The organism is Terrabacter sp. NPDC080008, from assembly GCF_040702505.1.
In the GTDB taxonomy this organism is placed as follows: Bacteria; Actinomycetota; Actinomycetes; order Actinomycetales; family Dermatophilaceae; genus Terrabacter.
In genome coordinates this window covers 304,193-314,524 of record NZ_JBFBLC010000003.1, presented here as the reverse complement: position 1 = coordinate 314,524, position 10,332 = coordinate 304,193, and the positions used below count along the sequence as shown (strand labels likewise).

The 10,332-nt window shown below is 71.1% G+C and carries 10 protein-coding genes; all 10 read right to left on the bottom strand.

Annotated elements, in window-relative coordinates; genetic code table 11:
* Positions 1–13 precede the first annotated feature (13 nt).
* Positions 14–757, bottom strand: coding sequence for a gamma-glutamyl-gamma-aminobutyrate hydrolase family protein (locus tag AB0316_RS11630; RefSeq protein WP_366273172.1), 744 nt, complete (start codon positions 755–757; stop codon positions 14–16).
* A gap of 26 nt (positions 758–783) precedes the next feature.
* Positions 784–1,551, bottom strand: coding sequence for a 3-oxoacyl-ACP reductase (locus tag AB0316_RS11625; RefSeq protein WP_366273171.1), 768 nt, complete (start codon positions 1,549–1,551; stop codon positions 784–786).
* 51 nt (positions 1,552–1,602) lie between these two features.
* The gene (locus AB0316_RS11620; RefSeq protein WP_366273170.1) at positions 1,603–2,985 is read right to left on the bottom strand and encodes an aldehyde dehydrogenase family protein; all 1,383 of its coding nucleotides are present in this window, start codon (positions 2,983–2,985) and stop codon (positions 1,603–1,605) included.
* Positions 2,982–4,349: a glutamine synthetase family protein gene (locus AB0316_RS11615; protein ID WP_366273169.1), complete on the bottom strand. Its 1,368-nt coding sequence runs from the start codon at positions 4,347–4,349 to the stop codon at positions 2,982–2,984. Before AB0316_RS11615 ends, AB0316_RS11620 begins: the two co-directional genes overlap by 4 nt.
* 11 nt (positions 4,350–4,360) lie before the next feature.
* Positions 4,361–5,119 (bottom strand): FCD domain-containing protein, encoded by a 759-nt coding sequence (locus AB0316_RS11610; RefSeq protein ID WP_366273168.1) that lies wholly within the window; start codon positions 5,117–5,119, stop codon positions 4,361–4,363.
* Positions 5,120–5,123: 4 nt separating this feature from the next.
* Positions 5,124–6,701 carry an amino acid permease gene (locus tag AB0316_RS11605; protein WP_366273167.1) on the bottom strand — a complete coding sequence of 526 codons (1,578 nt, stop codon included), beginning with the start codon at positions 6,699–6,701 and terminating at the stop codon, positions 5,124–5,126.
* Between the two features lie 110 nt (positions 6,702–6,811).
* Positions 6,812–7,630: an HAD-IIB family hydrolase gene (locus AB0316_RS11600; RefSeq protein WP_366273166.1), complete on the bottom strand. Its 819-nt coding sequence runs from the start codon at positions 7,628–7,630 to the stop codon at positions 6,812–6,814.
* 14 nt (positions 7,631–7,644) lie between these two features.
* Positions 7,645–8,742 carry a branched-chain amino acid aminotransferase gene (locus AB0316_RS11595; RefSeq protein WP_366273165.1) on the bottom strand — a complete coding sequence of 366 codons (1,098 nt, stop codon included), beginning with the start codon at positions 8,740–8,742 and terminating at the stop codon, positions 7,645–7,647.
* A 177-nt stretch (positions 8,743–8,919) separates the two neighbouring features.
* Complete coding sequence (locus AB0316_RS11590) at positions 8,920–9,984, bottom strand: 3-isopropylmalate dehydrogenase (protein WP_366273164.1); 1,065 nt, start codon at positions 9,982–9,984, stop codon at positions 8,920–8,922.
* A 118-nt stretch (positions 9,985–10,102) separates the two neighbouring features.
* The gene (locus AB0316_RS11585; RefSeq protein ID WP_366273345.1) at positions 10,103–10,183 is read right to left on the bottom strand and encodes a 3-isopropylmalate dehydrogenase; all 81 of its coding nucleotides are present in this window, start codon (positions 10,181–10,183) and stop codon (positions 10,103–10,105) included.
* Positions 10,184–10,332 lie beyond the last annotated feature (149 nt).

Sequence of the window (10,332 nt, the reverse complement as noted above, 5' to 3'; positions counted from 1 at the left end):
TGGGACCGCTGTCTCAGGAGCATCCCGGCGTTCGGCTCACCCGGCGACCCCGCACGCGGGCGGCCGCGACGAGGGCCTGGAACAGCCGGGGGTCGGTGCCGACCTCCGGGTGCCACTGCACCGCTAGGCGGAAGAAGGCAGCCGGGTCCTCCATCGCCTCGAGCGTGCCGTCGTCGGCCCACGCGGAGGCCCCGTAGCCCGGATGCGTCAGCACCGACTGGTGGTGGTAGCTCGGCACCTCCACCTGCTCACCCAGCAGGTCGGCCAGCCGGGAGCCCGGCACCGTCCGCACCGCGTGGCTGCCGTAGGTCGCGGGGCCCGGCGAGTGCTCGTCGTGCCCGACGCGGTCCGGCACGTGCTGCTCGAGCAGCCCGCCGGCTGCCACGGCCATCACCTGCATGCCCCGGCAGATGCCGAGCACCGGCAGGTCGCTCTCCGCGGTGGCGCGGGCGAGCGCCAGCTCGGTGGAGTCCCGGTCGGGGCGGGAGGCCTGCACGGAGGCGTGGCGCTCATCGGCGTACAGCTCCGGGGCGACGTCCACGCCTCCCGCCAGGATGATGCCGTCGAGGCGGTCGAGGATCGCCTGGGCGGTGTCCTCGTCCGCGTCCTCCCGCGGCGGGATGACCACCGCGATGCCTCCGGCGTCCTCGACCTGGCGCACGTAGCGGTGCGGCACCAGGGCGCCGGGCACGTCGACCCAGTGACCCCAGGACGCGCGCTCGACGTAGGCGGTGATGCCGATGACGGGACGACCCATGCCGCCCTCCTACCCGATCCGCACCCTCAGAGCGGGGTGACGTAGGCGCCGGAGATGCCGCCGTCGACGAGGAACGTGGACGCGGTGATGAAGCTCGACTCGTCGGAGGCGAGGAAGAGCACCGCGTTGGCCATCTCCTCGGGCTCGCCGAACCGGCCCATCGGCACGTGGACGAGCCGGCGCGCGGCCCGCTCCTCGTCCTTGGCGAAGAGCTCCTGCAGCAGGGGGGTGTTGACCGGTCCCGGGCACAGGGCGTTGACGCGGACGCCCTGGCGGGCGAACTGCACGCCGAGCTCCCGGCTCATCGACAGCACGCCGCCCTTGCTGGCGCTGTAGGAGATCTGCGAGGTCGCCGCGCCCATGACGGCCACGAAGGACGCCGTGTTGATGATGGAGCCCTTGCCCTGCTCGAGCATGTGGGGCAGCGCGGCCTTGCAGCACAGGTAGACGGACGTGAGGTTGACCTCCTGCACCTTGCGCCAGGCGTCGAGGTCGGTGTCGAGGATCGAGTCGTCCTCGGGCGGGCTGATGCCGGCGTTGTTGAAGGCGATGTCGACCGACCCGTAGGTCTCCTTGGCCGTGCGGAAGAGCGCGTCGACGTCCTCCTTGCTCACGACGTCGACGCGCACGAAGGTGCCGCCCACCTCGTCGGCGATCCGCGGACCGTTCGCCTCGTCGAGGTCGCCGATGACGACCTTGGCGCCCTCCTCGGCGAACCGCCGCACGGTCGCCAGGCCGATGCCGGAGCACCCGCCCGTGATGACCGCGACCTTGCCGTCGAGCCTGCCTGCCATGTGGATCTCCTTCTAGCCCAGTGGTTCTTGGTGGTGGGTGCGTGGTGAGCGTCAGTCGGTGGAGATGAAGACGTTCTTGACCTCGGTGAAGGCCTCGAGCGCGTCGGGCCCCAGCTCCCGCCCGATCCCGCTCTGCTTGAAGCCACCGAAAGGGGTCGAGTAGCGCACGCTGCTGTGCGAGTTGACCGAGAGGTTGCCCGCCTCGACGCCGCGGGCCACGCGCAGCCCGCGGGCGATGTCGCGCGTCCAGATCGACCCCGAGAGGCCGTATGCCGTGTCGTTGGCCTTGGCGACCGCGTCGGCCTCGTCGTCGAACGGCATCACGGCGACGACGGGACCGAAGACCTCCTCCTGCCACACGCGGTCGCTCGTCGAGCGTGGCAGGACGACGGTCGGCGGGTACCAGTAGCCGGCGCCGTCGGGGGCGTCACCCCGGAAGGCCACCTCGACCTGACCCCCGGCCCCCTCGACGTAGGAGCGGACCCGGTCGCGCTGGCCGGCGCTGATGAGCGGTCCCATCTCCGCCGACTCGTCGCTCGGGTCGGTGACGACGACGCCGCGCACCGCGGTCTCGAAGTGCTCCATGAACGAGTCGAAGACGCTGCGTTCCACGAGGATGCGGCTGCGGGCGCAGCAGTCCTGGCCGGCGTTGTCGAAGACACCGTAGGGCGCCCGCGCCGCAGCCAGCTCGACGTCGGCGTCGGCGAAGACGAGATTGGCGCTCTTGCCGCCGAGCTCGAGGGTGACCCGCTTGACCTGGTCGGCGGCTCCTCGCATGATCCGCTGCCCGACCGCGGTGGAGCCGGTGAAGCAGACCTTGCGCACGTCGGGGTGCGTGACGAACCGGTCCCCCACGACGTCGCCGCGACCCGGCACGACCGTGAGCACGCCCTCGGGGATCCCCGCCTCGAGCGCGAGCTCACCCAGTCGCATGGCCGTCAGCGGCGTCAGCTCGGCCGGCTTGAGCACGACCGTGTTGCCGGCCGCGAGCGCCGGCGCGAATCCCCAGCCGGCGATCGGCATCGGGAAGTTCCACGGCACGATGATCCCGACGACCCCGAGGGGCTCGCGGAAGGTGACGTCGATGCCGCCGGCGACCGGGATCTGGCGCCCGAAGTTCCGCTCCGGGGCTGCCGAGTAGTAGGCGAGGACGTCGCGGACGTTGCCGGCCTCCCACCGGGCGTTGCCGATGGTGTGGCCGGCGTTGTCCACCTCGAGCCGGGCCAGCTCCTCCTGGTGCTCGCCGACGAGGTCGGAGAAGCGGCGTAGGAGCAGCCCGCGGTCGGCGGGACTCACGTCGCGCCAGGCCGGCGCTGCCGTAGAGGCGCGGGCGATCGCGGCGTCCGCCTGCTCGAGCGAGGCCAGCTCGACCGAGCGGACGACCTCCTCGGTCGCCGGGTTGAGGACGTCGTGGGTGTGGCTGGTGGTGGTCACAGTCGCTCGAATCCTCTCCTGCGCTCCCAGTCGGTGACGGCGGCGTTGAAGGCCGTGATCTCGACGTCGGCGGCGTTGACGTAGTGGTCGACGACCTCGTCGCCGAAGGCGGCGCGGGCGACGCACGAGGCTGCCAGCAGGTCGCGGGCCTCCTGCAGCGTCGAGGGCACGCGCGGCTTGTCGCAGGTGTACGCGTTGCCCTGCAGGGCCGGCTCCAGGGGCAGCTCGTTCTCGATGCCGTGCAGGCCCCCGGCCAGCATCGCGGCCACGGCGAGGTACGGGTTGAGGTCACCGCCGCCGACACGGTTCTCCACGCGCAGCGCCGACCCGTGTCCGACGACCCGCAGCGCGCAGGTGCGGTTGTCGCGGCCCCACGCCACGGTGGTCGGTGCGAAGCTGGCCGAGGCGAAACGCTTGTAGGAGTTGATGTTCGGCGCGTAGAAGTAGGTCAGCTCGCGCTGTGTCGCCAGGATGCCGGCGAGGAAGTGGTCGAAGAGGACGCTGTGCCCGTTCTCGCGCGAGTCGTCGGCGAAGACCGTCTCGCCGCCCAGCCCGCGCAGCGAGAGGTGGATGTGGCAGGAGCTGCCCTCACGCTGGTCGAACTTGGCCATGAAGGTGATCGACTGGCCGTGGTGGGCGGCGATCTCCTTGGCGGCGTTGCGGTAGACGACGTGGTTGTCGCAGGTGCGCACTGCCGTATCGAACAGGAAGCCGATCTCGTGCTGGCCGAGGTTGCACTCCCCCTTGGCGCTCTCGACGACGGCCCCCGCGGCATACATCTCGTTGCGGATCTCACGCAGCAGCGGCTCGACGCGGTCGCCCCCGAGGATCGAGTAGTCGACGTTGTAGCGGTTGGCGGGCGTCAGGCCGGTGTAGCCCGCGTCCCAGGCCTGCTCGTAGGACTCCTGGAACACCATGAACTCGAGCTCCGTGCCGCAGTGGGCCGCCATCCCGAGGGCCGCGGCGCGTTCCACCTGCTTCTTGAGCACCGAGCGCGGGGACTGCACCACCGGGCCGCTGCCGTCGAGCCAGGTGAGGTCGCACTGGACGGTGGCCGAGTGACGGCTGCCGGGGGTGCGCCGCAGGGTCGACAGGTCGAGGTCGAAGGACATGTCGCCGTAGCCGCGCTCCCACGAGGAGATCGCGTAGCCGTCGACGGTGTTCATGTCGACGTCGACGGCGAGCAGGTAGTTGCAGCCCTCCGTGCCGTCCTCGAGCACGTGGTCGAGGAAGTAGTGGCCGTGCAGGCGCTTGCCCTGCAGGCGCCCCTGCATGTCGGTGAACGCGACGACCACCGTGTCGATGTCGCCCGACTCGATCTCGGCACGGAGCCGCTCGAGGGTGAGGGTCGGTGCTGGTGCCATGTGCACGTGTCCTATCCGAGAAGTCCGCGCAGCAGCGCGGAGGTGGCGTCGCAGTGCTCCTCCATGGCGGCCCGGGCGCGTGCCGGGTCGCCGTGCAGGATCGCCGCGACGACGTCATGGTGCTGGGCGTTCGAGTGCTCGATGTTGCGGGTCAGGACGGGGATCGCCGTCAGCATGTCGTGCAGCGCCGACTGGGCGCGCGTGACGGCGTCGACGAGCATCGGCGAGCCGGAGAGGGTGGCCACGGCCAGGTGCAGCCGCGAGTCGGCCACGCGGTGGGCCGGTGCGTCCACCGCCTCGTCGACCTCACGCAGGCTCTCGGCCAGCCACGCCCGCTGGTCGCCCGAGAGCGGCCGGGAGGCGGCGAACCAGGCGGCGCCCGGCTCGACGACGCGGCGGAAGGCGAGCGCGTCGTCCATGGCGGCGCCGCTGCGCACGGGGGCGTCCTTGGGGTCCCAAGCGGCAGCGCGCACGGTCCCGCCGTAGGTGACCCAGGTGCCGCCGCCCCGTCCCCGCCGCGTCGTCACCATGCCCGACTCGCGAAGCGCCGCGATCGCATCGCGCAGGGTGTTGCGGCCGATGCCGAGCCGTTCGGCCAGCTCCCGTTCCGGCGGCAGCTGCTCGCCGTCGGGGAAGACACCGAGGCGGATCGCGCGCGCCAGCTGCTCGACGGCGTGCTCGAAGGCGTTGCCGGACGCCGGGCGCAGCACCGCGTCCGGCAACGCCGTCAGGCCCAGTGGCTGCGGGGGCCGGGCTCCCCTCTCGGGCACCATGTCAGCCGAAGATCTCCGTGGCCGGCCTGGTGTCGTGGCCCGCAGGGACGTCGCGCATGAAGTGCCTGCGCCCGCCGGCGAACCACGCGACGGTCGAGAAGACGAGCACGACGCCGACGGCGATCGGGGCGTAGTTGAAGGTGTCGACGGTGATGGGGTTCGCGGGCGGCAGCATGAAGAGCACGACGATGAACGCGACCCAGGCCACCGAGACCCAGCCGATCGGGGCGCTCCACCGGCCGAGGTTCCACCGCCCCGGACGGAAGTCGGGGTTGGTGCGGCGCAGGAAGACCGGGACGACGTAGGCGATGTAGAGCCCGATGACCGCGATCGAGGTGACCGCGAGGTAGGCGGTGGTCGACACGAGCGCGGGCGTGGTGAGCACGACCGAGCACACGACGCAGAGCCAGATGGAGTTGGTCGGCGTGCCGGTGCGCGGGTTGACCTGGGCCCACCAGCGCGAGCCGGGGAGCGCGTTGTCACGGGAGAACGCATACGACATGCGGGAGTTCGCGGTGACGGACGCCATCCCGCAGAAGAACTGGGCGACGGCGCAGATGAAGAGCAGGAAGATTCCTAGCGAGCGGCCCGCCGCGTCGATGAAGATCTGCGCGGGCGGCAGCCCGATGTCGGTCCCGAGCGCCGTGTCGTAGTTCTGGATCGCCGCGGTGACGGCCACGAGCAGGACCCAGCCGGCGAGGATCGAGACCCAGACGCTGCGGACGATGCCCTTCGGCGCCTCGGTCGAGGCGTTCTTCGTCTCCTCGGCGACGTGCGCCGACGCGTCGAAGCCGGTGTAGGTGTACTGCGCCATGAGCAGGCCCAGCAGGAACGCGTAGAACGGTGCGCCCCAGCCGGTGCGGTTCTCGAAGTGGGTGAAGGTCCACGACAGGTCCTGGTGCCTGTCCGGCACGACGACGAGGACTCCGACGATGACGGCGACGCCGACGAGGTGCCACCAGGCGCTGACGTTGGAGAGCAGCTTGACGAGATTGACGCCGAAGGTGTTGAGCAGGCCGTGCAGGACGATGATCACGAGGAAGGCCACGAACGTCGTGCCCGCCGTGACCTGCAGGTCGAACACGAGGCTGAGCAGTGCCATCCACGTGACGGCGGCGCCGTAGTCGATGGCGGCGGTGACGGCGACCTCGCCGAGGAAGTTGAACCAGCCGACGTACCAGGCCCACACGCGCTTGTTGCGCCGGGCGAGGCGCCCGGCCCAGAAGTAGAGGCCACCGGCGGTCGGGTAGACCGAGCAGACCTCCGCCATCGCCATGGCGACGCAGAGGACGAAGGCACCGACGAGCGGCCAGCCGATCGAGATGGCAACCGGCCCGCCGGCGTTCATGGCGATGGCGTAGCTGGTGATGCAGCCGGCGAGGATCGAGATGATCGAGAACGACACGGCGAAGTTGGAGAACCCCGACATGCCGCGGTGCAGCTCCTGCTTGTAGCCGAGCGACGCGAGCAAGCCCTCGTCGTCGTCGGAGGACAGGCCGGGGCCGGGAGCCACCGGCTGGTGCGCGGTCCCTCTGCGGTCGAGGGGCGGGTCAGCGGGAGGGGACGGAGGAACGCTCACAGCACTACCTCGCAAACATCAGGCAGCGGACCTTTGCCCGCCGCGTCAATGTGATGCGTGGCATCAAATACCCGCGTGTCCGGCGGCGTCAATGGTTCTGGTTCAAACCTTTAGTCGCTGATGTGCCTCAGCAGTGCCTCGAGGACCTGGGCCACCCCGTCCTCGTCGTTGGCGGGGCACTCCCGGTCCGCGGCCCGTCGGACGTCGCGGTGCCCGCTCGCCACGGCCCAGCCCGTGCCCGCCCAGGACAGCATGGGCAGGTCGTTGGGCATGTCGCCGAACGCCCACACCTCGCTCGCAGGCACTCCCAGCCGCTCGGCCCAGCGCGCCAGCCCCGCAGCCTTCGTCACTCCGGGAGCGTTGATCTCGGCCAGCCCGTGGGCACCGGAGAAGTGCAGGTGCCCGCGGTCGCCGAGCACCCCCTCGACGGTCGCGAGGAACTCCTCGACGGGTTCCCCGGGAGCGAGCGCGAGCAGCTTCCCGACCGGCTCGCTGCCCAGCTCGTGCCACGAGCCGCGGAGGAGCCGGTCGGCGCCGCGGTCCCGGTGCGGTTCGGGGTAGTCCTCGGTGACGAACGGGCCCGTCGCGCACTCGGCGGCGAAGGTGAGCGACGGCAGGGCCCGGCGCAGGTCCGCCACGAGCTCCTCGACGACGCCCGGCTCGAAGCAGTGCGTCTCGACCAGGCGGCGCGTCGCCACCTCGTAGACGAAGGCGCCGTTGCCGCAGATCGCAGTCCCCCGGGGTCCGACGACGTGCTCGAGGTCGTGCAGCCAGCGGGGCGGCCGTGCCGTGACGAGCACCGTCTCGATGCCCGCCTCGCCGGCCGCGGTCCAGGCATCGACCGTGCGCCGCGAGATCGAGCCGTCGCTGCGCAGCAGGGTCCCGTCGAGGTCGGAGGCGACCAGACGTGGTCGCGGGCCGACGTCCACGGGAGTCGCGCTCGTCAGACCAGCCGGGTCAGCCAGCCGTGCGTGTCCTCCGCACGGCCGTACTGGATGTCGAGCAGCCGCTTGCGGATGGCCTCGGCGTAGCGGTCCTCGTGCCCGTCGCGGCGGTGGTCGACGGAGCCGCCGTCCCAGCGCAGCTCGCCGACCGGAGTGACCACGGCAGCCGTGCCGCAGGCGAAGATCTCGACGATGTCGCCGTTGGCAGCCCCCTGCTTCCACTCCTCGATGGGGATGCGTCGCTCCTCGGGCTCGAGGCCCTCCTCCTTGGCGATCTCGAGGATCGAGCTGCGCGTGACGCCCTCGAGGATCGTGCCCGTCAGCTCGGGCGTGATGATGCGCCCGTCCCTCGTCACGAGGAAGAGGTTCATGCCGCCCAGCTCCTCGATGTAGGTGTGCGTCGAGGAGTCGAGAAAGACGGCCTGGTCGCAGCCGTGCTCGATGCCCTCGAGCTGCCCGGCGAGCGAGCTGGCGTAGTTGCCACCGCACTTGGCGGCGCCGGTGCCGCCCTCCCCCGCCCGCGCGTAGTCGGTGGAGATCCAGAGCGTGACGGGCTTGAGGCCGCCGGAGAAGTAGGCGCCGGCCGGGGACGCGATGACCGAGTAGGTCACCTCCTGGGCGGGGCGCACGCCGAGGAAGGCCTCGGAGGCGAACATGAACGGGCGAAGGTAGAGGCTCTTCTCACCCGCGTCACCGGCCGGCACCCAGTCCTGGTCGACGGCCACGAGCTGGCGCAGGGACTCGACGAAGTCCTCCTCGGGCAGCACGGGCAGCGCGAGGCGGCGGGCCGAGCGGGCGAAGCGGGCGGCGTTGGCCTCGGGGCGGAAGGTCCAGATGGAGCCGTCCGCGTGGCGGTAGGCCTTCATCCCCTCGAAGATCTCCTGCGCGTAGTGCAGGACGGCAGCGGCCGGGTCGAGCCGGAACGGGCCGTACGGCTTGACCTGCGCGTCGCCCCAGCCGCCGTCGGCGGTCCACGTGGCGACGACCATGTGGTCGGTGAAGGTCTTGCCGAAGCCGGGGTTCTCGAGGATCTCGGCGATGCGCTCGGGTGGCGTGAGGTCGTCGCGGCGGGTGACCTCGAAGGACAGCTGGGTCATGACAAACCTCCAGAGCGAAAATCAGCGGTGATCCGGTGTCAGGCTATCGCCCACATGGTGAGACGACGTAGCCGGGCGCCGTTCGGGTGCCCGCCGGTCGACGGCAGGGAACCCAACGCATACGCACCCCTCGTCGTCGGGCGGCGCACCCGCGTGCGTATGCCGTGTCGCGCGGTCTCAGAGGCGCGCCGCGACCGCGTCGCCGACGGCCGTCGTGCTGCGCGCGGCGTCACCGCGCTCGGCCAGGTCGGCCGCGACTGCGGCGTCGACCCGCTCCGCCTCGGCGTCGAGGCCGAGGTGGGCCAGCAGCATGCCGACCGAGAGGATGGCGGCGGTCGGGTCGGCCTTGGACTGGCCCGCGATGTCGGGGGCGGACCCGTGCACCGGCTCGAACATGCTCGGCGTCGTGCGGGCCGGGTTGATGTTGCCGGAGGCCGCGAGCCCGATGCCGCCGGCGATGGCCGCGGCGATGTCGGTGATGATGTCACCGAAGAGGTTGTCGGTGACGATGACGTCGAAGCGTCCGGGGTCGGTGGCCAGGAAGATCGTGGCGGCGTCGACGTGCTGGTAGGCGGTCTCGACGTCGGGGAACTCGGCCCCGACCTCCTCGACGGTGCGGCGCCACAGGTGGCCGGCATACGTCAGCACGTTGTGCTTGTGCACCAGCGTGAGGTGCTTGCGCGGACGGGCCTGCGCGCGGGCGAAGGCGTCGCGAACCACGCGCTCGACGCCGTAGCGGGTGTTGACACTGACCTCGGTCGCGATCTCGGCCGGCGTCCCGACCCGCAGCGCACCACCGTTGCCGGCGTAGGGCCCCTCGGTGCCCTCGCGGACCACCACGAAGTCGATGCCGTCCGGGGCGACCCGGGCGACGTCGAGCGGGCTCGCGACGCCCGGGAAGAGCTTGGCCGGCCGCAGGTTCACGTAGTGGTCGAGGGCGAAGCGCAGGGGCAGCAGCACGCCACGCTCGAGGACGCCGCTCGGGACGCTCGGGTCACCGATGGCGCCGAGCAGGATCGCGTCGTGCCTGCGCAGCTCCTCCAGGACCGAGTCGGGCAACGTCTCACCGGTCTCGTGCCAGCGGCGTGCGCCGAGGTCGTAGTCCGTCGTGGCGAACTTCGGGCCGCCCTCCCCGGTCACCGCGTCGAGGACCTTCAGGCCCTCGGCGACCACCTCCGGACCGATGCCGTCGCCCCCGATCACGGCGATCGAGTAGGCGTCCTTCAGCTGCGTCTCTGCCATGCCGTCAGCCTAGGACCCGTCTTGTGATGTGGGATGCGCGTCTCATTAAATGGAAAGGTGAAGGACCCCCGCAGGATGCGGGGGTCCTTCACCGAAGTGGCTGTCGTGCCTGCCGGACTCAGTGCTCGGCGTGGCCCTGGTCGCGCAGGTCCATCGACTCCTGCAGTGCCTGACGGGCGGCCTTCGCGTCTTCGCTCATGGGGATCACGTCTTTCGATCGAGGGTCGTTCGTTGTGGTCTCAGGTGGCTCCAGCCCGGGTGGGCGAACCTGTCAGCACGAGGGGTACGCGGGATCTCCGCGGCGAGGTGCTGACTACCTGGACTCGCCGCGGCGGGGAATGAGTACGA

Bases quoted from the DNA above. Each gene is read 5' to 3' on its own strand.
- AB0316_RS11595 (WP_366273165.1), bottom strand. From the start codon at position 8,742: ATGACCCAGCTGTCCTTCGAGGTCACCCGCCGCGACGACCTCACGCCA.
- AB0316_RS11630 (WP_366273172.1), bottom strand. From the start codon at position 757: ATGGGTCGTCCCGTCATCGGCATCACCGCCTACGTCGAGCGCGCGTCC.
- AB0316_RS11615 (WP_366273169.1), bottom strand. From the start codon at position 4,349: ATGGCACCAGCACCGACCCTCACCCTCGAGCGGCTCCGTGCCGAGATC.
- AB0316_RS11625 (WP_366273171.1), bottom strand. From the start codon at position 1,551: ATGGCAGGCAGGCTCGACGGCAAGGTCGCGGTCATCACGGGCGGGTGC.
- AB0316_RS11590 (WP_366273164.1), bottom strand. From the start codon at position 9,984: ATGGCAGAGACGCAGCTGAAGGACGCCTACTCGATCGCCGTGATCGGG.
- AB0316_RS11585 (WP_366273345.1), bottom strand. From the start codon at position 10,183: ATGAGCGAAGACGCGAAGGCCGCCCGTCAGGCACTGCAGGAGTCGATG.